General features: G+C 50.7%; 20 protein-coding genes and 1 riboswitch. All 20 genes read right to left on the reverse strand.

The window, feature by feature from the left end:
* Positions 1–42: 42 nt before the first annotated feature.
* Positions 43–681, reverse strand: a complete 639-nt coding sequence (locus NLBNIHML_RS15065) for a ThuA domain-containing protein (RefSeq protein ID WP_339238365.1) — start codon at positions 679–681, stop codon at positions 43–45.
* Positions 682–725: 44 nt separating this feature from the next.
* Positions 726–1,445 carry an SDR family oxidoreductase gene (locus tag NLBNIHML_RS15070; RefSeq protein ID WP_339238367.1) on the reverse strand — a complete coding sequence of 240 codons (720 nt, stop codon included), beginning with the start codon at positions 1,443–1,445 and terminating at the stop codon, positions 726–728.
* Between the two features lie 183 nt (positions 1,446–1,628).
* Entirely contained in the window at positions 1,629–3,128 is a 1,500-nt protein-coding gene (locus tag NLBNIHML_RS15075; protein ID WP_494352193.1) for a cobyrinic acid a,c-diamide synthase CobB, read from the reverse strand.
* A gap of 357 nt (positions 3,129–3,485) precedes the next feature.
* Positions 3,486–4,571, reverse strand: coding sequence for a cobalt-precorrin 5A hydrolase (locus tag NLBNIHML_RS15080; RefSeq protein ID WP_494352194.1), 1,086 nt, complete (start codon positions 4,569–4,571; stop codon positions 3,486–3,488).
* On the reverse strand, positions 4,564–5,361 hold the full coding sequence (gene cobM, locus NLBNIHML_RS15085) for a precorrin-4 C(11)-methyltransferase (RefSeq protein WP_076332461.1): 798 nt from the start codon (positions 5,359–5,361) through the stop codon (positions 4,564–4,566). Before cobM ends, NLBNIHML_RS15080 begins: the two co-directional genes overlap by 8 nt.
* On the reverse strand, positions 5,358–6,173 hold the full coding sequence (gene cobI, locus NLBNIHML_RS15090; RefSeq protein ID WP_494352195.1) for a precorrin-2 C(20)-methyltransferase: 816 nt from the start codon (positions 6,171–6,173) through the stop codon (positions 5,358–5,360). Before cobI ends, cobM begins: the two co-directional genes overlap by 4 nt.
* An 11-nt stretch (positions 6,174–6,184) precedes the next feature.
* The gene (gene cbiE, locus NLBNIHML_RS15095) at positions 6,185–7,468 is read right to left on the reverse strand and encodes a precorrin-6y C5,15-methyltransferase (decarboxylating) subunit CbiE (protein ID WP_494352196.1); all 1,284 of its coding nucleotides are present in this window, start codon (positions 7,466–7,468) and stop codon (positions 6,185–6,187) included.
* Positions 7,431–8,567: a cobalt-precorrin-5B (C(1))-methyltransferase gene (locus NLBNIHML_RS15100; RefSeq protein ID WP_494352197.1), complete on the reverse strand. Its 1,137-nt coding sequence runs from the start codon at positions 8,565–8,567 to the stop codon at positions 7,431–7,433. Before NLBNIHML_RS15100 ends, cbiE begins: the two co-directional genes overlap by 38 nt.
* A gap of 25 nt (positions 8,568–8,592) precedes the next feature.
* Complete coding sequence (locus tag NLBNIHML_RS15105) at positions 8,593–8,814, reverse strand: hypothetical protein (RefSeq protein WP_494352198.1); 222 nt, start codon at positions 8,812–8,814, stop codon at positions 8,593–8,595.
* Positions 8,815–9,428: 614 nt separating this feature from the next.
* Positions 9,429–10,076: a precorrin-8X methylmutase gene (locus NLBNIHML_RS15110; RefSeq protein WP_278297837.1), complete on the reverse strand. Its 648-nt coding sequence runs from the start codon at positions 10,074–10,076 to the stop codon at positions 9,429–9,431.
* A gap of 71 nt (positions 10,077–10,147) precedes the next feature.
* Positions 10,148–10,918 (reverse strand): precorrin-6A reductase, encoded by a 771-nt coding sequence (cobK, locus tag NLBNIHML_RS15115; protein ID WP_339257764.1) that lies wholly within the window; start codon positions 10,916–10,918, stop codon positions 10,148–10,150.
* The gene (locus NLBNIHML_RS15120) at positions 10,915–12,192 is read right to left on the reverse strand and encodes a sirohydrochlorin chelatase (RefSeq protein WP_494352199.1); all 1,278 of its coding nucleotides are present in this window, start codon (positions 12,190–12,192) and stop codon (positions 10,915–10,917) included. Before NLBNIHML_RS15120 ends, cobK begins: the two co-directional genes overlap by 4 nt.
* A 294-nt stretch (positions 12,193–12,486) precedes the next feature.
* A complete protein-coding gene (gene cobJ, locus NLBNIHML_RS15125; RefSeq protein ID WP_494352200.1) occupies positions 12,487–14,418 on the reverse strand; it encodes a precorrin-3B C(17)-methyltransferase in 1,932 nt (643 codons plus the stop codon).
* A 403-nt stretch (positions 14,419–14,821) separates the two neighbouring features.
* Positions 14,822–15,011, reverse strand: a riboswitch (cobalamin riboswitch).
* Between the two features lie 202 nt (positions 15,012–15,213).
* A complete protein-coding gene (locus tag NLBNIHML_RS15130) occupies positions 15,214–16,050 on the reverse strand; it encodes a uroporphyrinogen-III synthase (RefSeq protein WP_494352201.1) in 837 nt (278 codons plus the stop codon).
* Between the two features lie 130 nt (positions 16,051–16,180).
* Complete coding sequence (locus NLBNIHML_RS15135; protein WP_494352202.1) at positions 16,181–17,383, reverse strand: GerAB/ArcD/ProY family transporter; 1,203 nt, start codon at positions 17,381–17,383, stop codon at positions 16,181–16,183.
* A gap of 55 nt (positions 17,384–17,438) precedes the next feature.
* A complete protein-coding gene (locus NLBNIHML_RS15140) occupies positions 17,439–17,660 on the reverse strand; it encodes a hypothetical protein (RefSeq protein ID WP_472475902.1) in 222 nt (73 codons plus the stop codon).
* Complete coding sequence (locus NLBNIHML_RS15145; RefSeq protein ID WP_494352203.1) at positions 17,653–18,852, reverse strand: Ger(x)C family spore germination protein; 1,200 nt, start codon at positions 18,850–18,852, stop codon at positions 17,653–17,655. The genes NLBNIHML_RS15140 and NLBNIHML_RS15145 overlap by 8 nt, the downstream gene beginning before the upstream one ends.
* 4 nt (positions 18,853–18,856) lie before the next feature.
* Positions 18,857–20,452 (reverse strand): spore germination protein, encoded by a 1,596-nt coding sequence (locus NLBNIHML_RS15150; RefSeq protein WP_494352204.1) that lies wholly within the window; start codon positions 20,450–20,452, stop codon positions 18,857–18,859.
* 177 nt (positions 20,453–20,629) lie between these two features.
* Entirely contained in the window at positions 20,630–20,965 is a 336-nt protein-coding gene (locus tag NLBNIHML_RS15155; protein WP_339238395.1) for a hypothetical protein, read from the reverse strand.
* Between the two features lie 44 nt (positions 20,966–21,009).
* The gene (locus tag NLBNIHML_RS15160; protein WP_494352205.1) at positions 21,010–21,711 is read right to left on the reverse strand and encodes a pirin family protein; all 702 of its coding nucleotides are present in this window, start codon (positions 21,709–21,711) and stop codon (positions 21,010–21,012) included.
* Positions 21,712–21,875 lie beyond the last annotated feature (164 nt).

The raw sequence follows: 21,875 nt of genomic DNA on the forward strand, positions 1-21,875 counted from the left end.
TATTATACTCCTTCTACTCCGCATGCAAAAATGTCCATCCGATCAGACGTAACGCGCAGCCCATTTGCCTGCTTGCAGAAGTAATTTACGGTACGTTTCGTGTGCAAAAGACGGTACATGGTGACCTGGCATAAGATAAACAATACGTCCAACACCATATCGATGAGCCCAAACCGCAGGCTTCGGTCCATCTTCGGATTGATATTCCAGCAATATTTTCGTTTCGGCAAAAGAACCAAACTCGAACTGATACGGCTCTTCTTCCATTGTGAAATTAGAGATACCCTCCGTCACGGGATGGCTTTCTCCCGTTACAGTGAATTCAAGTGGTGCATAAGCCGGATGATGCAGGAACTTGGCACCGATCATCTGTTTGAGTTCATAACGATTTTGGAGCGAAATGCCGTTATGTATAATGACCAGTCCACCCCCATTACTCACATAGGACAACAAACCTGCTGTCTGCTGTGGAGAGACTTTACCCTTCCAATCGTCCATGTAGGAGATACACACATCAAATCCGGTTATATTTTCTTGCAACAACATATTTCGATTCTCACTGCATTGTACAGTCATCGTATCATGGAAAATCCGGCTGATCTCCGCATCCACACCCTGAAGCGGGTGCCAGTCCGGATGTGTATAATCGCCTAGTAGCAATGCTTTTTTACGTTGATCCATTCAATCAATCTCCTTTCTTGTTCACCTCACTGTATAAAAACCAACTACCAGGGGAGTTTCTCTCCCTTGTAGTCCACATATGCGGGCTGATCTCCTTTAAATTGTTCATGGCGGTCGATAAGTACAGCGATATGCTGTGCAGATTGCTCGGGCGTGAGATCCGCAGAAGCATCCAGTTCACCCCGCATATAACTCTGTACCCAACCAGGATGTACAAGCATCACTTGTCCGCCTTCATCCTTCAGACCATTGTGCACAAGACGGGCCTGCATGTTCAAAGCAGCTTTGGACATGCAATAGGCAAACCACCCATCCCGACTGCATTGCTCTATGCTTCCAGCCTCGGAAGAGATATCAACAATCAGTTTGACCTGTCCTTGAAGAAGGAGGGGTAACAGGGAATGAGTCACGCGCAGTGTACCTAAGGTATTCACATTAAATACTTCAGCCATCTCCGCCATATTCATCGGCCCGCGGATATGATCCGTAATACTTCCTAGTATAGCCGCATTGTTGATCAGCATATCCAAATGATTCGTATCCAGCTTCAATGTCTCCGTGAACAGAGCCACCGACAGGTCGTCCGCAATATCTAATTCGATGGCGCGCAGATGGTCAGGATATCCTTCTGCAAGCATGCGAATTCCCTCGGAATCTTCCACGTCCAGACCGGCCGCATACACGAGATATCCTCTCTTCAGCATCTGTGCCGTCAAAGCGAGCCCCAATCCCCGAGCAGCTCCGGTTACACATACAGTTCTCATCCTGATGTCCCTCCCTCGCATAATGATTCTGTCTTTAACTCATTCCACATATTCATCTGAAAACCTTTAATTCGGAAATGGGATCGCCAACTTCACGACCAAAGACTCATGAGATAAAAATCAGATTAGAGCCATTTTGCTTATTGAACTCAGCCATCGTTTTGAACTGTCTAACCGTTGCTTTCACTCCTGAATATATCGCTCCTTCCGATAAGCCTGACAATGCTCCACCCATCTTCGTGCGGCTGCCGGGTAAGAGCCCAGATGAACGTGCGTATACCCCGCCACGATGTTGCCTGCCGCATATCCTTCTTGCTTCAAGCCACGTAACCCTTTGGTCTCATACGCATAAGGGATCGTCTCTTCGTCACGATAGCTCATCGTGGAATAATGAAATTCATGACCCCGAAGTACCTCACCCTTTTTCAGCAAAAAGGAATCCTGAACGCTGCTCACTTCACGGTATCCAAGCGCAGCTCGCTTCTTCTGCATCTGCACCTGTGCGGGGATAATGCCCGCCATGTGGAAGGTGGCACCCTCACGGTTGGTCAACGTTTCCCCAAGCACCATGTAGCCCCCACACTCGGCAAATAAAGGCATGTTGGACTGTGCCGCCTGTCGGAGTCCATCCAGGAACCCTTGGTTACCAGCAATCTCTGCTGCAAATTCCTCAGGAAATCCACCACCCAAATAGATACCGTCCACATCCGTTGGAATACCTTCACCAGCGAGTGGACTGAAGTATTGCAATCGAACCCCGGCTGCTTCGAGCAATTCCAGATTGTCGGGATAATAGAAATTAAATGCCGCATCACGCGCAACGGCAATAACAGGCTGTAGTGCATATGATACTTGTCGATTATTAACGTTGGTCATTGAATCGGAATGTGAATCGTAATTTGAGATTGATTCAGCATGATCTGAATCCGTGTGGACAGCGGTTGAAGGGCTCATGTCTTCTGCATTGAGCGGTGGAGCACTTGCCGCCAGTTCAAGCAGAAGATCCAGATCAGTGCCATCCATCAGCACATCGGCAGCCCTCTGGAATAATGGCTCCAGTTCACCGCGTTCAATGGCAGGCACCAGTCCCAGATGTCTCTCCGGGATGGACATGCCCGCGTCCCGCTTCAGCCAGCCAACCACCGGAATGCCGCACATCTGCTCAATGGCTTTTTTCACAATCGTATAATGCCCCGCACTTCCACACCGGTTGACGATCACGCCGGCAATATTTAATGCAGGTTCCAACTGTTGAAAACCCAGTACAATCGCGGCCGCACTGCGAGCCATGCTGCGTACGTCCACAACCAGGATTACAGGGGTCTGCGTGACCATAGCAATCTCTGCCGTCGAGCCTGTATTGCTGAGCGGATCTTTGCCATCATAGAGGCCCATAACGCCTTCTATAATGGAGATATCATGTCCTGCCGATGCCTTCTCAAACGTATCTCTCACATACGTTGGCGATGTCATCCATGCATCCAGATTACGTGACGGTCTGCCCGTAACGGCGGTATGATATGTCGGATCAATATAATCTGGGCCGCATTTGAACCCCTGTACACTCAAACCACGCTGGGCGAGTGCTCTCATCAGCCCCAAAGTTACTGTCGTTTTCCCTGCACCACTTCCGGTGCCTGCGATGATCAGTCGGGGCCTGGCGTTACGATCTGCAATGGTCATTTTCAATTCCACCTTTTCTTGCGATATCGAATATCGAATCCTTCAGCTCCGCTGAGAACGTATAAATTCTATAATCCAAACAAAACCGCATCACATAGCGATGCGGTCAAGATTATTGCACTCTCTTTATTCATGAAATGAATGTTACACAATAATGGAGAGGACAGAAATAACCTGAAGAAGCGACGTTAGAAGTTTTCTGAAAGAAAGCTGCTTCGTAACATACAACTCACCTGTATCACCGGATTTTATCCTTTGAAAAAGGAATCAAAACATCCGTAGATAACAGCGATTGAAATGGTATTCTGTCATCGCAGTGCTATTGTGTAAAGTAGATTCATTTCATGCATATCTCTACTAAAATAAAACGCGTGCAACGGAGATCGTCAGATTGCCACTCTTTTTCTTCTCCAACAGCCAATGATCCGCTCCGGAGGAAAGCAACGCCGCAGGTTCACTTACGCCATATGCTCCCGTATATTTGAATACCGTCTCGGATGGATTCGCAAGCTTCACTGTATTCAGTTCCTCAGGGGTGTAGGTTACGAGTTCCCAGCCATATTTGGCGCAGAGGGCCAACAGGCCTTCTTCATCTTTTTTCAGATCAATTGTGGCAATGTTGCGCACACTCTTCACGGAAAGGGATAACTCTTCCAAGGTAGCAAGGACTTCCTGCTCCAATTCCTCGACAGATGTGCCGCGATTACAGCCCATGCCGAGCACGAGGCTTTTCGGACGATACAATACACCATTGGTAAGAAAACGTTGCTCTTCTTCTGCCGAAAGCAGACGGTCACTAACGACCAGGGCAGCATTGAACGGGAAGGATTCCGTTTCCTCCAGACTGCTGAAGACACGGATATGATCCGGCACGGGTTTGTTATATCTCCACCAGTTCCGCTCCCCCGTCTCCTGAATGAGAGCGACAGGTTCTTCATTCACAACAGCCGCACTGACAGGGGTTGCCTTGTCGAAGCTGTCTACGATCCAGCCCAACTCCCGCCCAAACATGTCCACCGGAATGGTGCCTTGCACGTCTGAAGCTGTCGTGATAACAGCACGTGCGCCGAGCACCTCCGCAACCTGACGAGTTAACTCATTTGCACCGCCAAGGTGACCAGACAGCACGCTGATGACATTTTCGCCGCGGTCATCAATGACCAGGACGGCAGGATCAACTTTTTTGTCCACCAGAATTGGAGCGATCATCCGCACAACTGCCCCCAGGGAGATAAACAGAATGATGCCATTATATCGCTTGAACAAATCAGGCAAAATCAGCTTCACCGAGCCTTCGAACAACTCATAACCCAACTGTTCTTCATCTCCACGAGCAAACTTGCTCATATAATACACGTCTGTACCCTGGAACTGTCCTGCCAGATTACGCACCATCTCCACACCATGCTTCGTGATGGCAACAGCTGCAAACGGATTACTCACCGGACTTCACTCCCTTACGGTAGCCATGGGTGAAGGATTTATCATACAGCTTGGAACGGTGGGCATCGCGGTTCACGAGATCCGGGTCAAGCGCCCAGCCTGCCAAGATCATCGCATGCATTGTAATGCCCGCGGCACGCAGGTCCGCTGCCAGATTGGCAAGCGTGGTCCGTACAATCTTCTGATCAGGCCATGTTGCCCGCTGCACGACTGCCACAGGAGTATCTTCACTCCAGCCTGCGGCGAGGAATTCAACCACGACTTTTTTCGCCAAAGTTGCACTCAGGAAGAGCGCCACCGTACAGTGATGGGATGCCAGATCACGCAGCTTCTCCCGTTCAGGCACAGGGGTACGGCCTTCTGCACGTGTCAGAATAACGGTCTGCGTCAGTTCTGGTACGGTCAATTCCGCCCCTAGCGCAGCTGCCGAAGCAAAGACCGAACTCACACCCGGAATGATCTCATATTCCACGCCCTGTTGTTTCAGCAGTACCATTTGTTCCAGAATTGCGCCGTACATCGCCGGATCACCCGTATGCACACGGGCCACACTTCTGCCCGCGCGAGTGGCTTCACACATCAGTTCGACCTGACGTTCCAGATCCATGCCAGAGCTTTGCAGCACTTCTGCTTCGGGCTTCGCCGTTGCAATCAGTTCATCGTTCACGAGGGAATCCGTATACAGCACCAGATCTGCACTTCTCAAAATGTTGGAACCTTTCACCGTGATCAGTTCCGGATCACCCGGGCCTGCGCCTACGATATAGACTTTCGCTTCCAATGTCTTCATTTGCTCACCACCATCAGGCTTAGATATTCCAGCTCCTGCCCCTTCAGTTCACGGGCATCGCGCCAGACGAGTTCATATGGAGAAGTGACTTTGGTAACGACCGAAGCTTTGCCGCCGAGTCCCATCTCGTCCAGCAATTCAAGCATCGGGTCAAGCACCTTCGCCACTTTGATAAATACAATCGTATCGTGATGCTCAATTGCCTGCCGCATCGCTTCTTTATCTGCCGTAGCCGGAATAATGCCCACCTGTTCGTCTCCGTCTGCCAGATGAATATCCAGCGCTGCCGCTGCACCCAACACGGATGAGATACCCGGGATCGAACTAATCGGTACTTCAGGATGCAACTCTCGCATCAGCCGGGCCAGATGAATAAATGTGCTGTAGAGGTTCGGGTCACCCTCGGTTACAAAAGCAACATCCTTGCCTTCCTTGAGCGCCCCCCAGCATGCTTCAACCGTCTTGCCCCACTCGCGTTCAAGCACAACCGGGTCCTTGGTCATCGGAAAGATCAGGCCAAGCATCTCTTTTTCTTCCGGGTTCACATACAGCTCCACAATCTCGTGGGCGTAGGATTTACCGCCTTTACGTTTCTTGGGATATGCAACCACCGGACATTCGCGAATCATCCGGTATGCTTTTACGGTGATCAGTTCCGGGTCTCCCGGCCCGACACCGACGCCATACAGTGTACCGATGGCTTTGTGATCCGACGATTTATGTTCCACTGGTTCTGCGGAAGTGCTTCCCCACGCTGTATTTCCTGTTGTGCTTGCAGTTGTTGTGCTAATGCTGCTCTCCCCCTTGTTCATTCATTGAAAAATCACTCTGCTCCGTCTGCGGATTCCGTTTCTTCGGTTACTGTGTGTTGTCCTGTGATCACGTAAATCGGATTCAATCCGTCAAAACGGGTCATGTTCAGGATCGGCTTGCTGCGCGCCGTCTGCAACAAGGTCACGGAGGCGTCCATGCCTGCTTCGCGCATCGCCTTCATGCTGTCATGCAGCGTCTCGATGGTCGCTGCATTCACTACGAGGCGTCCCTCCGGGCGCAGCCGGGACGCACACAGGGCGATCAGCTGGCCGAGTTCGCCGCCGCTGCCGCCAATGAACACCGCATCCGGATTCGGTAGTTCGTCCAGCCCTGCTGGTGCTTTGGCATGAAGGACGGTGAAATCGGTCCGGAATTTGATCCGGTTGGCCTCGATGTTCACAAGGTCACCTTCGTTCTTTTCGATGGCGAAGACCTGACCCCGCGGCGCCAGCCGCGTGCACTCCACCGCCACCGAGCCTGAACCTGCGCCGATATCCCACACGATGCTGTCCTCGCCCAGTTTCAGCTCAGACAAGCTGAACGCGCGGACTTCACGCTTGGTGATGAGGCCTTTCTCCGGTTTGCGCTGATGGAATTCCTCATCTGCAAACCCGAAGCCTTTGCGCGGCGCTGGTGCATCCTTGCGGCGCAGCAAAATCACGACGTTCAGCGGGCTGCATTCTGCTGCCGCCAGCTCGTCGAGGGTGTAATGGCGGGCACGTTCATCTGCCCCGCCCAGGTTCTCTGCAACGTAGGCATCATACTCGGTCATGCCGAACTGTTGCAGATACGCCCCGATCGCAGCGGGGCTGTTGTGCTCATCCGTGAGCAGCGCAATTTTGGCTTTGCCATCGATGCGCTGGGCGAGGCCTTTGAGCGGGCGACCGTGCACGCTTTCGAGCACGGCATCATGCCAGCTCTCGCCAAGCTGGGCAAATGCCAGCTGCAGCGAACTGAGATTAGGCCGGATCTCCAGTTGATCCGGGCCGATTTGGCGCGCTAAATACCCGGCGATGCCGTAGAACAGCGGGTCACCCGAGGCAAGCACAACGACGTTGTGTGTGGCCTGCAACGCTTTTATTTTCACAACGAGATCGCTTAAACCGCTCTTAATCGCTAACCGCTCACCTGCAAATGCAGGGAAATACTCCAGCTGGCGCTCTCCGCCAACGAGTACATCTGCCTCCTGAATGAGATTCAGGCTATCCGTTGTTAATGTTGCCGCGCCTTCTTCACCCACACCGATAATGCGGATTTTACGATTCTTTGCTCCAGTTGCTGTCTTCGAGTTCACTAATTTCCGCCCTCCCCAGTTCCATTCCTTTCATTGTTACCAATACCACTTCCACCGTTACGCCGCCCCCGGCATGTTCCAGACAGTGCCGACAGGCGTATGTACATAACTTTTCAAAATAGGGCAAGTGCCCGGCTTCGGTCATCATATCTGCCACCTGAGTCGCCGTGTTGGCTTCCTCGATCGCTTGCGCCAGTTCATCCCCCGCTCCGGTCTCGCGGGCCACGGACGCAAGAAATCCAAAATCCACCGGCGCACTCTTGGAGTGCACCATCATGACACCTTGGGCCACTTTGGCAAATTTGCCTGGCATCCCGACCAGCGTGATGCGTTTCATGCCCAAACGTTTACCGTGTTTGATCGCAAAGCCAACAAAGTCGCCCATCTGGATAAAAGCTTCCTCCGGCAGTTCGGGCATCATCTTCATGGCATATTTCTCACTGCTGCCACCCGTTGTCAGCACAATATGTTCACAGCCGGATGCCTGAGCAACTGAGATGGCCTGCACCACACTGGCTCTGTAAGCAGAGGTGGAGAACGGAACGACCACGCCGCGTGTACCTAGAATCGAGATGCCGCCCAAAATGCCCAGACGGGAATTCAGTGTCTTCTTCGCCATCTCTTCGCCGTCCGGCACGCTGATCACAACCCGCACGCCTCTGGCTGTGCCGTGTTCGGCGAGCACCTGAGTGACGGCTTCGGTAATCATGCGGCGCGGAACGGGATTGATTGCCGCTTCGCCTACAGGCACGGGCAGTCCAGGCTTCGTGACCCGGCCTACGCCGATGCCCCCATCCAGCTCCATGCCTGGCTCGTCCCGCCAGGACACATGTGCGATGATCTTCGCCCGATGCGTGGCGTCCGGGTCATCTCCGGCATCTTTGATCGTGGCACAGGTCGCTACGCCATCGGACAGTTCCTGCTCGATCAGTTCGAACGAGTGGTCAAAGCCCGCGGGCAATGAAACCACGGCCTGCGCAGGGACATGGCCCGTTAACAGGAGCTGCGTCGCTCCTTTGGCAACGGCTGTGGCACACGCACCTGTGGTGAAGCCGGAACGCATGGGTTTGTCGGGATCTGGTGTATTGCCGCCTATCATGGGTTTTGAACCTCCCGTCCTTTAATTAGCTAGGTGGCATTACACTCTGTGCTTGCGTGGTGGATTTTGGCGCTTGGTGACCGCTACGGGTACGGATCGTTCTTATGATCGCTGTTGTCTCCAGATTTCCTTGATTCCCTTTTGTAAAGGGAGAAATCCAGAGACAAAGGCGACCGCTCCGCTTCTTCAGAATCGATTCCGTCCCCTTCGCTGCTATCTGCTTCTGCATCCACCTGGCACAGTGCATAATACCACCTCTTGGGCTAAACAATGCCCTGAGGTTTTTTTGGGTAACTAATCATCCCATGCCCGTAGGACTTGGCATGGAATGTAGTTACTTGGTTTGTGTTTGAGCGTGTGCTGTTCTTTTTGCTAGTTGGTGATACTTGAGGATTGATCACCTTATGACGGTGAACAACATACCCGTGCAATCCCTTTCAGTCATGCGAGTATGAGTGGATAACTTTTTATGACATCTACATTTCTAACGAATCGAGGAGACGTTATTTGGGCCAAATTCCACAAACAAAAATTGTAACGAATCGTAGTGACGTTATTTCATTAAACAGACGTTGTTTTCACCACTTTTTGGCGTGTTTCACCGGAATAGCGTTACTCAGATTCGTTAGAATATGAAACGGATGATAATCCGCAATATAAGGCCTGTGAGGTTCGTTAGAGCTTATTAAGTTTGCGAGAATTCCTTAAAGTCCTTTAAGGTTCGTGGTACGTTAAAGCTCGCTAAGGATCATTAAAGCTCATTACGTTCGCTAGAATTCGTTGAAGTTTGTAACGCTCGTTTGTTTGGATCGCGATTGCCTCTATTCACCTGTGGTCGTTACTTAAAATTACTTAAAATGACTACGCCTTCACGGCCATCAGAGAGATGGCATTCAGGGCGGCTACGACGATGGTACTTCCGCCTTTGCGACCGATGTTGGTGATAAACGGGATGTCGAGCTTGCGCAGCTCGTCTTTGGATTCTGCTGCGGATACAAAGCCAACCGGCATACCGATGATCAGGCCAGGTTTGGCTTCGCCTTCTTTGACCAGACGGATCAGTTCCAGCAATGCTGTTGGGGCGTTACCAATGGCGTAGATTCCGCCTTCGTATAATTGATTCGCTTTACGTGTCGAGATGATGGCCCGAGTGGTGTTCAAGCGTTTGGCTTCCTCCATCACATCGGGATCGGAAATATGTACATGCACATCTCCGCCAAAACCGCGAATGCGATCCTTGCTTACGCCAGCCTGAATCATCTGTACGTCAGCGATGACGGATTGGCCGGCACGAAGCGCTGCAATCCCTGCTTGAATGGCATCCGGGTGGAACACCATGCTGCGGCCCAGTTCGAAGTCAGCCGAGGCGTGAATGACACGCTGTACCACTGGATATTGCTCAGCCGTGAAAGGATGCTCACCCAGTTCCTCCGTGATCATCTCAAAGCTTTTCCCCTCAATCTCCTGTGGCTGTACGGTCAACGGTTTAAATTCCGTTTTGAAATCCATGTGCATTCCACTCCTTCTACTCGTTGTGTCATTCAAAAATTCATTATTCAAATTAAAACTATTGGGGTGCTCTACTGCACCAATACACGCTCCAACTCATCCAGTACACCTTCAAAATGATCAAACACCGTTCCAAATTCAGCTTCAGGGCGTGAAATCAACACGACATGAATGCCCAGCTCCAGTGCAGATTGAATTTTCTCATCCACCGCTCCGGTCTTGCCGCTCTCCTTGGTAACCATTACCGTCGTCGCATAGTGCTTGTACAAAGCTTCATTCATTTCACGGGAAAAAGGTCCCTGCATCGCAATAATATTGCGCTGTTCAACGCCAAGCTCACCGCATTTCTCCATATTATCGAGACGTGGAAGCATGCGGGCAACGAGACGAATGTCCGGATCACCGAGCAGGTGCTTGGTGAAAATCTGTAACGTTTTGCTACCTGTCGTCAGCATGACCGAGCCCTTCAATTCTTTGGCCTTGAGTGCCGCTTCATCGTAGGAAGACACGACATGCAGCAACGCATGATCATCGTACGCGAGACCCGTGCGCTCGTAACGAATGTATGGAATGCCCGCCTGTTTGGCCGCTTCCATCGCATTGGCATGTGCTTCTTCGGCAAATGGATGACTTGCATCCACGATGGCACGGCTACCTTTTTCACGCACAAGTTCCACCATCGCTTCCACGGTCAAACGGCCTGTCCGAACAGGTAATCCGGCCTCTGTCAGGCTATGGGCAGCACTGTCGGTTACGACAGAAGTCAGCACTTCTGTACCTTGCTGCTGGATCTGTAGAGCGAGTTCCCTGGCATCACTCGTACCACACAACATGAAGATCATGGACGATTCACCTGCTCCGAAGTTGCTGCAACCTGTGACTGATCGGGAGAAGCCGCTTCTTGTACGATTCCTTCTGCGTCACCCTGGTTGTTCCGATTATCTTCGTGCTCGTGATGCGTATGATGCAACTCTTCATCGTGATCATGATGATAATCGAGTGACGTTTGACGATCGCCGGCAGTATTCGCGTGATCATGACTGTGGTCATGTTTATGTGTATGGTCATCGTGTGCATGTACATGCTGGTGGTCATGCTCATCATGAAGATGAGAGTGATCATGGTCCGAATGATCGTGGTTGTGCGCATGATTGTGCTCATGATGGTGGTCGTGACTGTGCTCATGTCCATGATCGTGATGATGGTCGTGGTCGTGATCATGGTGGTGATCGTGGTCATGCCCATGGTCGTGATCATGATGATGGTGGTGGTGTTTGGCTGCTTCAAGTCTGAATTGACAGTTATCACAGTTAGCTGTTACACGTCCGTATAACCCCTCATGGGCCCGCTCCAGTACCAGTTCAACCAGCTTCGGGTGGAAGCCAAAATATCCGCCAACCTCAACCTGAATGTCTGGATGGGCCGCTGCAAATTCTGCGGTCATTTCATCAATACGCTTGATCAGTACACCTGTGAACAGGAAATAAGGCATGATGATGATTTTCTTCGCGCCCAGCAAGAGACAGCGTTCTAATCCATCCGGGAAAGAGGGTTGAGTCACGCCGATGAAGCTGCTTTCCGTCCACTTGTAGGGCAGTTTCTCCCATAACATCCGGGTCATTTTGAAAAAGTCACTGTTGGCATCCGGGTCACTGCTTCCCCGTCCAAGCACCAGTACGGCAGTCTCTTCATCCGTCACCGGAGCAGGTGGAGCCGCTACCGCTGTACCGCCTTGGGATGCGACAAGTACAGGTTGTGCTTCTTGCAGACGGGTCTGCATGATTTGGACAACTTTCTCGTGAACACCGATTGGACGACCGTATACGAACTGCACCTGCGGATAACGTGCCTTGGCGCGGTCAATGGCGTTAGGAATATCAATCTTGGCATGCCCGGCAGCAAACAGAATGATCGGCACCAACACAACACGTGTTGCACCTCGGTCCACACAAGCGGTAACACCATCAGCAATACTTGGTCTCGTTAATTCCAGAAAACAGGTCTCCACCAACGTATTCTCAGGTGCCTTCGCTGCTACCTCATGTGCAAACTCCTTCAGTTCCCGGTTCCCCTCGGGATCACGGCTCCCGTGTCCCACCAACAATATTGCATCCATCTTTGTTATTCCTCCCCCGTCTGACCCGCAGATCAGACTTTTCATATTCATTCAGCACTCCAGTTCATCCGGCTAAAACTGCGCCAAACCAGTCATTCCATCCATTCACTGCATTACTTGTAAAAATCAATCCATCTATGTCAGCTGAAATCCAGCGAATATTGCAAAATATTAGATAGGTCCTGACAAGCTGCACCCTCATGTCTCCATGAAAGAAGTCGTGCAGGCAGGGGCTTAATTAATGATTACTTAAGACTTATTTATAAAAAATTTAGTAAGGAATTAAGTATGGAATTAGTCACCACATATCGGGTTTACTTCCACAGTGACCGGTGCATCGACATGGCGGAAGCCCTGAATTACACCAACTCGTTTGAAGAACTTGTGGAATCGCTCATTCGGATGGCCCTTTTCCTTGTAATCCGCCACAATACGTTCCACAATGCCACCGATCTGATCACCCGGAATTCCCTCCGCTACGGGCTGGGCAGGGTGAGCATTGCGGCCGAATTTCTTGCCGCCGAGGAACAGGTCATATGCACCTTTGCGATACACGATGCCGATATCCTCCAATACTGCCCCGTAACATGCCATACCGCAGCCATTCAGCGCCACACTCGTTTCTTTGGGTGCACCCAGTCCGCCAATCACGGCCTGCAAATGGTTAGCCATCGGGACAGCATCGTCCTTCTCCATATTGCAGAAGTCACAGGCCTTCACCTTGATGACATCACCAATCGGTACAACGATAAAATTCGCTGCACGCAGCTCTTCAACCAGCGAGTCCGGTTCAAATGTCGGCACTCTCAGAATAATCTGGTGCTCCGGCGTGTACTCCAGTTCGCCATCTTCACTTGCACACTGCGCCAGCAGCGCCATCTGGGCTGCGGTGAATTTTTTGTTGCCCACGCCGGGCGACACGCCGACTTCGAACAGCGGCGCCTTACGCCCAGGCTCGGGCGCGGTGCGTACCGCCGTTGCGGTCGCGGCCTGCGATGCACTTGCTTCTCGGCTCGGCGCTGCTGTATTCAGCCAGCGGCTCGCCGATTCGCCCGCGAGCGCGCCGCCTGCCGCGAGCCGTGTCAGCGCCTCCGCGGCCAGCGCAGCTGCGCTGGCGCGTGGCGCTTCTGCGACTCGGCCCGGAGCGGCCTCTGCCGCAACGGGCGCAGGTCGCTCGCCGGCAAGCACGGCGGTGCCAGCGCCGCTCGCCGAGCTTGCCGCAGGCGTAGTGGCAGCTGCCACCGCGCCAGCGGGCGGCTGCCCTTGCGGAGCCGTGCCCGCTCCGGCGCTCGCGCCGCGCAGGGCTGGCTTCGCCTGTGGCTGCGCGGCCGATGCAGCGCTGGCCGCGCTCTCGCCCGCTGCCTCGCCGGAGGCGGCAGCGCGGGCTTCCCTTGCGCCGAGCGACCATGGCTCGGCTTCCGTGCGTAGTCGCTCATGAGGTCTGAGCGACTGTTCCGCGGTATTCAGCGTATATTTCCGCTGATACCCGCGGGGGGTGACCATGAGTCCTTCGTACATCATGGTCGAGGAGTTGCCGATAATCACGGTCGTCAGCATGCCGATATCATGATTCAGCATATCCTCCAGTGTGGTCATGACAACGTCCTGACGCTCACGGTATGCACTTTTCACCAGACCTACGGGGGTCTGTGGGTCACGATAACGCAGGATCATTTCCTGTGTCTCCACGATCTGGCGTGTGCGCCGTCCACTGCGCGGATTGTACAGGGCAATGACAAAATCAGCAGAAGCTGCGGCTTCAACCCGGCGAATAATGGTCTCCCACGGCGTAAGGTGATCACTAAGGCTGATTGTACATGCATCATGCATGACAGGGGCACCCAGCAGTGATGCACAGGACTGAATGGCCGATACGCCCGGAATAACCTCGACGGCAACACCCGTATCCGGCTTCCAACCTTGCTCCATCAGCACCTCGTACACCAGTCCAGCCATACCATACACACCTGCGTCACCGCTGGAAATTACGGCAACAATTTTGCCCATCTCCGCCTGTCGAACCGCTTCTTGTGCACGGCTTACTTCCTCCGTCATGCCTGTACGTACAATCGCTTGCCCGTTCAACAGAGGGCGAATAAGATCCACATACGTGTTGTATCCGATAATTACCTCACTCTCCTGAAGTGCTTCGAGTGCCCGCTTGGTGATATGTTCCATTGCTCCCGGGCCGAACCCGATAATCAGCAGCTTGCCTTGATCTTGCATGATTTCTCCTCCTTCATCACACTTGTCGTACTGATCTAAACAGTGAAGAAGGGCGGCTATGCCGACCTTCTCCCCCGCTGTACTGCATGTTCAACTCGTCAGCTCTGTTTACTCAGACTATCGAACAAGGCTCTTACATCAACCGTTATGATCCAACTAATCTATTCCTCTACCTGCAATTTCCCGACACAGGGTAGGTATCGCAAGGATGTGCATTTATCTAAAAAAACAAAAAAATCCCATCCTTGTAACGGATGGGATACGCATGTACGTACACTCAAGAACACAGCCCCAGACTCCCGAAGGGTAGTCCTGTGACTATGTGGCCTGGAGGGGCCAGCCGGGCGAACCGATTGTTCGCCCAATTCCTGATTCTTCGTACACCACTCCTTTCCGCGAAGGGTTTGGTGACACATGCAAGGTAGGTCTCCTGGCTTTGGATCATCAGCTTCCTTTTCTGTCTTCCCCGGCTTTCCGAGTGACTTGGATCAAAAAGGGCTTCACCATTACAGTGGCGGGACCGCTCGGGACTTTCACCCGATTCCCTGTTACCTCTTGCTGCACGCAAGAGCACCTTGCTTGTTTTCATTCAATATTGTTTTCATAATAACACCGTGCAGGAAATAATGTCCATGCTTATGATACTTATCCATTCTTCTATTTTCAGACAAAACAGAAAAAAGTCCTGATCCAAAAATCGGATCAGAACCCGGAATAACCTATGCATATCCCATTCGTTATAACCATCCAACAACAACCCTTGCATTGAGTTCGTTTCTGTTAACGACTCAACCTTTATTGCTGACCGCCAACCTTGTCTGCACGCCCTGCGGAAAAGTAACGTCCAAGTTCAACGATGAGTGCACCCATCTTCTCTTCCTCCGGAATGACCAGCGCCTCAATGCCTTCTTCACGCATGGAGTTTGCTGTAACTTTACCTACGGATGCAGGAATTACGCCTTGTCTGAAAGCGGCAAGCAACGGCTCAAGCTTGTCCTTGGAGGCCGCATATTGCGTTAGAAATCTGACCTGGGGTCCACTTGTGAACGCAACAGCATCTATCTCGAACTTTAGAATTTCATTCAACAGCTGTTCAAGCTCTGCATCTTCCGGCGGTACATGGCGGTAAGGGAGCACTTGTCTGACGATTGCACCTTGTTCTTCCAACCATGCAACGAGTTTGGGAGCTGTCTCCCCATGAAGCTGTAATATGACCTTTTTCCCTGCGAGATCATGGGGGGCGAATTCTCGAATGAGCCCGTCCGTGCTACCGTCATCATCCCGTACCAGGGGCGTTAATCTGCGCTTCTTGAGCGCATTCACCGTCTTGTATCCCCTCGCTGCAATGGAGGAATCCGATAATACATCCAAAAATTGTCCCGCGATTTCCATATCCTCAGCCATTTCAAACAATGCATCCAATCCCATACCCGTCGTTAACACCGCCCAGTCTGGCGGGTCTGAGATCCAGGATACCAGCCCATCTCTGATACTCCGATCATCCAGGAATACCGTCCCCTGTGCCGGTCGCACAAGCGGGATTCCCCCCATTTTTTCAACCAGTATGGACATCTCTTTCGATTTTCGTGGTCCTGTCAATGCTACACGCACACCTGCCAAATGTTGAGCCATTCATGTTCCCCCCGTTAGTCCAGCCGAATGTTCATCAGTCTGACTACAGTATACAGGGTACTTCTGTGAAGCGAAACTGTGCTTACCCTATTTTTGCCCGTTCATCTATAAGGATTTTTGATGGAATGTATCAGGAAGGTTGGAGTTCTCCCCCATGACGATCCTGCCTTCTTTTCTCCCCGTTCTTCTCCGAATCAGTGGATTCTTGTCCCTGTTCATGCTTCTCTTTCTTGGACTGCTCTCCCGATTTCTGGTGGGCAGATTCTTTTTTATCCTTTTTGCGAGGACGAAGGAAAAGAAACAGCACAATCGGGAACAGTACTTCAAAAACAATGGCAATCCATGTCCATTCCCGAGTAAACCGATACAGCTGAATTGCGTTCTTGAAGAACCAAAAGGCACATACGAATCCTAACAGCGCCACAGGGCCAGTCATGACCTTTCCCGATACGTTCGGAATCATTCGCTTCAGTCCCCAACAGACAAAGTACAGATCAAATGCAATTTTGGTAATCATGGTAGGCAGGGTCGCCGCTGCCAGCGCCAGATCAAACCGATCCAGGAAATCACTTATTTGCAACTGTCTTGCCAGCTCATAAGAAGGGTATACCAGCCTGGACGCAATAGGCACACCTATCGATGTAATGGTTTCCACAAGAATCAGTATCATCAGCAATCCCGAGATGATAATGCCCCATAACACAGACTTGAAGCGAAAGTCACTGCCCTTAACGACAAAAGGCAGTGCGATCATCTCTCCGTAAAAAGAAAATATGTACCAACTCCCCTTACCTACTCCTGCAACATCCACATGAAAATAAGGCATCAGATTCTCCATATTGATCTGCTGGATAAGCATGAAAGGCACAATGAGAGAGTTCAACAGGAACAGGGTAACATAGAGTTCCGACATTCCAATCAACGAACCAAGCCCACCTCGGACGATAAATACCGCCATAATCATAAGTGACAATACAACGATGGAAATCGGTGTCGTCTCTAATAAAGTTATACTTACATAATCACCAATCAATCGGATATCTCTTGCGAATATGAAGAAAAAAAACAAAACGTACATTACACCTGCGAGCCTTCCCATAAAGGGGAATCGGTCAGCAAGGGCCTCAAATAGATCCTGATTCGGAAACCTCCGCTGGACTCGGCTTACCATCCACATGGATATAATCATCACGAGAACAACTGGTACATACGAGAGATAAGCATGCTGTTCCGCATAAAAAATGGCCTGTGCATGGGGTTGAATCAACGTGCCTGTAATACTGAGCAACAGCACGAGTAGTACAATCTGTCGAGAAGTCACACTTTGATTCATATAATACCTCCTTTCCATCATTCATTCTGTACTTCGCACCACCCCCAGTCCCCATCTACGGTAACGGTAAAAAGCGCTGGATGACATGGCTAATCCATACCGCCACAAAAAAGGTTTTGCTTAAATGGGTTACATAGAGCCAAAGGCCAGTTCCTATTCCAATCAGACCGTAGGATAACCATCGATTAACAGCTGCGGCCTGCTTCAGGTGTCTGAAGTCCATGACAATGACAATAATGACCATCCCCAGATAGGTGAACAATAGTGGTTTAATCATGTACAATATCCTCCTCCATGACACCAATCGGCTTGTTAACTATCCCCACATTTTCAATGATGACATGAGGGATAACGTTTACCTCAACATCAGGATAGATATCATTCCATCGATCCTTCATTTTGTCCCACTCTTTAGGCATGTGTTGATGGATCGACCGACCAATCCCGAGAATATCGGCATGGTATTTTTCCTGTATTAACCGAACTCCTTCAACGATATCCTCTTTTATTTTTTGGTGGATCGCGTCATTTAATTTCAAAATCTCTTTTTCACTCAGATCACCGTAATTTGATTCGTTATCTACTACCACGCCTTTGGCGTACAATTGAACGGTTACACTAACCTTGCCATTCTTGACACTGGGGTGCAGTGAAGAGTTGTTCTCGTTCAGCTTGATGAATATATCTCCTTCTCCGCGTGGAGCCTTGACCATAACTTCTGGTTCATTGGCTTCTCCCATAGCGAGAATCAAAGCATCTGCGGGAGCTTTGTCAATCATGCCTACCAACTTGTCTTTTTTAAAAATGGCCAGTCCATCCAGCTTGATATTTGTTTTGGCATCCTTCCAATTCTTCGGAACATTGTCCACTTTCGAAGCAACCGGCAGGAATGGGTCTACTCCTTCACTCAGGATCGCATCAGTGAACGTTTTAAGGGAACGTGGATTACGCATATTTAGAAAGCACAACTCTCTCACCATCTCAGATGGAAACTTCTCTATGGGTGCATCCGTATCCATGACTTTATATGCCGCGCCTTTCGTCACCACTGGTAATGCAGAGAATCGGTTGAGCGGGTAGCGCGTAAACAAATCAAGCATCGGAGCCACGCCATCCCGGGCAAGATCCTCTCCAATAAGCATGGTACGGCGGTGTGCATAATAAATCTTTCGTGAGAGTGATTTTTGGCCTTCAAGTGTAGTCCCTCTCAGTGTCTTCGCGGTATTGGACAACATGAACCACGATTTATCCCCGCTTGTCCCCCCGCCACCTCCAGAGCTTCCGGTAGAACCGGATTGTCCAGGCAGAGCAATCTGGAGACTGGATCTGTAATTGTCCTGCTCCTTATCAACGGCTATGCCAATCACAAAGGCAATATCATTAATTTCCTTACGATCCCAACAGCCTGCTATGAAAATGGTACATAGCAGTAACATCAACACAGTGCGGAATTTACGAATAAGAAACATGTGTTCACCATCCTTCCTCAGCTTCAGGCGAACCATTGATCTTCTCTTTCATCCGTTTCTGATCCCGATGAACCGTAGAAGGACGATTGATCATTTTCCACCATGGCACACGAATAAGAATATCTTTGGTATCTGTTTTACTATACGGGCTAAGACCTGACAGATAAGGTACACCAAACGAAGTCATCTGTGTCAGATGCACCGAGATCAGAACCAAGCCAATGACAATGCCATACAATCCGAGCATACCCGCCAGTAACATGATCGGAAATCGCAATAGGCGTACGGTGATCGCGAAGTTAAACCGCGGAATTGTAAAGGAGGCTATACCTGTCATGGATACGATAATAACCATCGGTGCGGACACTATCCCGGCCTGGACTGCCGCCTGCCCGATCACAAGTGCGCCGAGAATACTGACGGCTTGCCCCACTGTTTTGGGTAACCTGACCCCGGCTTCCCGAAGAGCTTCAAATGACAGCTCCATGATGAGGGCTTCCACCAAAGCCGGAAAAGGGATGGCTTCCCGTGCACCAGCAATACTCAGAATTAGCGTGGTTGGCAGCATATCCTGATGAAATGTCGTGATTGAGATATACAACGCTGGTAGAAACAGAGCAATGGCCACGAATAAAAAGCGAATCCAGCGTACCAGATTACTAATGAAGAATCGTTCATAGTAATCCTCACTAGCCTGAAGCATCTGCCACATCGTGACTGGCGCAATTAATGCGAAGGGGGTGCCGTCCACCAGAATGGCAAAACGCCCTTCCAACAGGTTGCCTGCTACCGTATCCGGGCGCTCGGAATAGTGCATCTGCGGGAAAGGAGAATACGGGTGGTCTTCGATCAGTTCCTCAATATAACCCGTCTCCAGAATGCCATCGATCTTTATTTTTTCCAGACGTTTCTTCACGTCGCGGATCAACTTCGGATCAGCAACATTGTCCAGATAGGTCAGAACGATATCGGTCTTGGTCTCGGTGCCCAGTGTCATACTCACCATCTTGAGCGAGGGAGTTTTCAGCTTAAACCGCAGCAAAGCCGTATTCACGCGCAGTGTTTCGGTAAACCCCTCCCGCGGTCCCCGAATCACGGATTCTGTCTGCGGTTCCTCCACACCACGTCTGACGCCACCTTTGACATTGAACATCCAGGCTTCGCGACTTCCACCGACCACCAGAAGGGCAGAGGATGCCAGCACACCTTCTGCCGCAGCAGCCCAAGTTTCGACCCGTTTCACCTGCGTCAGCTCAACGGTTGTATCATCCAGTGGAACATCGGGCTCATCTGTGCACTGCTGCACCAGCCCTCGAATAATTGGACGCAGCATATGCTCCTGGATATCAGCCGAGTTAACAATGCCTTCAATATAGACCAGAAGCCCTTTCACTTCCGGTGTAATCATGACATTGCGAAAAACCACATCCGAGCAATCGGAGAAGATCTCCTTTACCGCTTGAATCTGAGTTTCATGTACTGCACTAATCGGCTGCCGTAGAAAAGGCGGGGATGGCAGTCCCAAAGGGATATGTTTTTTCTCTTCTGAAGCTCGTCCCGGTTGTCGGGACTTGTCTTTCCCAGATGTTTTGTCCGCCATATGCCGCCCCTCCGTTCTTGTTTTTTTATACAAGGTAGCTTGTGCCAGACAGTCGTGAATTATGTGGTCTTTTTTGCAAAATTACGAAGAATTTTCTCTATCCGGACAGCAAAAAGGCCTCTGTATTTAACAGAGACCTTCTTATCTATTCCAGATCCTAATCAAGCTATTTTAAAGTTAATCCGCAAAATAATCTTCAGGCACATAACGAATCTCCGATTTCGCATAGATGCTTAGTGTGTGGCTCTCCCTGTCGTACACAACTCGCTCACCTTCTACGTAGTACCAGTGCTTCAAAAGGGGTTGCTCCTTGCGCTGCACGAAACGAAATACGTTCAGTTCCTGTCTAAGCTCCATAATCTGTTCCACAATCTGCTCGTCCAGACCCGTCACGGTAAATAAGAAGCCTGTACCCTCCTGTTGGAATCGATAGGACAGTGAATCTGTTTTGCTATTCGCCAGTCCTCGCCCGGTTACCGCATGTTTGACCATAAACCATTCCTGTTGCGCCATACGTATATATCCTCCTTCATCTTGGAGTTCATTTCATCAGCCATCTACGGCAAATCAATAATCATATAGAACGTATCTTCGTTTCCTTGCAATTCTATTGAATTTCGCTGTTCCACACGAGCTGTATCGCCTTCGTTCAACAGGTACTCTCCATCCAATCCCAGCTTGCCTTCGATGGAGAAAAGGTACATCCGACGGCCCGAATCCTGGTTGAAGGTTAACGTCTCGTCTTTGGCCAATCGGCCAAGATAGATCGTCATATCCTGATGAATAGTCGCGACTCTTGGTCCTCCATCCGGGGATACAATCGGCATGAGTGCTCCTGCCAGTGCCGCTGGATCAAAAGATGTGGTCTCATATGAAGGCTGCAACCCTTTCGTATGCGGCATGAACCAGAGCTGAAGCAGACGTACTTCTTCGGTATCGGATGCATTATGCTCGGTATGAATCATGCCACTGCCTGCTGACATTCGCTGAATACCGCCAAAACCTGTAACGGCGACATTGCCCAGATTATCTTCATGTCGTAGCTTGCCTCTGAGTACAATGGACACAATCTCCATATCACTATGTGGGTGAGCTCCAAAGCCGCGACCAGGTGCAATTACATCATCGTTCGCTACCCGCATCGGTCCAAATGCCATATTTTCCGGGTCTTGGTATTCTCCGAAAGAAAAGCTGTGACTGCCACGGAGCCAGCCTCGATCAAAGCTGGAGCGGGCATCGGATGGAATGACGTTAATCATAAAATGCATCCTCCTTATTTTTTCTTAGTAGCATACTTATTCTCATTGTAACAAACCACAGGCATGTCGTCCAAACTAAAAAAGTTCTCTACCGATCAGCCCGGTTCGCAAATACAATTTCCGAACCGGCCTGGCCAATAAAGAACCTCGTTACAGGACTAATC

It is taken from the genome of Paenibacillus sp. JNU01 (assembly GCF_059130585.1).

Bases quoted from the DNA above. Each gene is read 5' to 3' on its own strand.
- NLBNIHML_RS15065 (WP_339238365.1), bottom strand. From the start codon at position 681: ATGGATCAACGTAAAAAAGCATTGCTACTAGGCGATTATACACATCCG.
- NLBNIHML_RS15070 (WP_339238367.1), bottom strand. From the start codon at position 1,445: ATGAGAACTGTATGTGTAACCGGAGCTGCTCGGGGATTGGGGCTCGCT.
- NLBNIHML_RS15075 (WP_494352193.1), bottom strand. From the start codon at position 3,128: ATGACCATTGCAGATCGTAACGCCAGGCCCCGACTGATCATCGCAGGC.
- cobM (WP_076332461.1), bottom strand. From the start codon at position 5,361: ATGAAGACATTGGAAGCGAAAGTCTATATCGTAGGCGCAGGCCCGGGT.
- cobI (WP_494352195.1), bottom strand. From the start codon at position 6,173: ATGAACAAGGGGGAGAGCAGCATTAGCACAACAACTGCAAGCACAACA.
- NLBNIHML_RS15100 (WP_494352197.1), bottom strand. From the start codon at position 8,567: ATGATAGGCGGCAATACACCAGATCCCGACAAACCCATGCGTTCCGGC.
- NLBNIHML_RS15105 (WP_494352198.1), bottom strand. From the start codon at position 8,814: ATGCACTGTGCCAGGTGGATGCAGAAGCAGATAGCAGCGAAGGGGACG.
- NLBNIHML_RS15110 (WP_278297837.1), bottom strand. From the start codon at position 10,076: ATGGATTTCAAAACGGAATTTAAACCGTTGACCGTACAGCCACAGGAG.
- cobK (WP_339257764.1), bottom strand. From the start codon at position 10,918: ATGATCTTCATGTTGTGTGGTACGAGTGATGCCAGGGAACTCGCTCTA.
- NLBNIHML_RS15120 (WP_494352199.1), bottom strand. From the start codon at position 12,192: ATGGATGCAATATTGTTGGTGGGACACGGGAGCCGTGATCCCGAGGGG.
- cobJ (WP_494352200.1), bottom strand. From the start codon at position 14,418: ATGCAAGATCAAGGCAAGCTGCTGATTATCGGGTTCGGCCCGGGAGCA.
- NLBNIHML_RS15130 (WP_494352201.1), bottom strand. From the start codon at position 16,050: ATGGCTCAACATTTGGCAGGTGTGCGTGTAGCATTGACAGGACCACGA.
- NLBNIHML_RS15135 (WP_494352202.1), bottom strand. From the start codon at position 17,383: ATGAATCAAAGTGTGACTTCTCGACAGATTGTACTACTCGTGCTGTTG.
- NLBNIHML_RS15140 (WP_472475902.1), bottom strand. From the start codon at position 17,660: ATGATTAAACCACTATTGTTCACCTATCTGGGGATGGTCATTATTGTC.
- NLBNIHML_RS15145 (WP_494352203.1), bottom strand. From the start codon at position 18,852: ATGTTTCTTATTCGTAAATTCCGCACTGTGTTGATGTTACTGCTATGT.
- NLBNIHML_RS15150 (WP_494352204.1), bottom strand. From the start codon at position 20,452: ATGGCGGACAAAACATCTGGGAAAGACAAGTCCCGACAACCGGGACGA.
- NLBNIHML_RS15155 (WP_339238395.1), bottom strand. From the start codon at position 20,965: ATGGCGCAACAGGAATGGTTTATGGTCAAACATGCGGTAACCGGGCGA.
- NLBNIHML_RS15160 (WP_494352205.1), bottom strand. From the start codon at position 21,711: ATGATTAACGTCATTCCATCCGATGCCCGCTCCAGCTTTGATCGAGGC.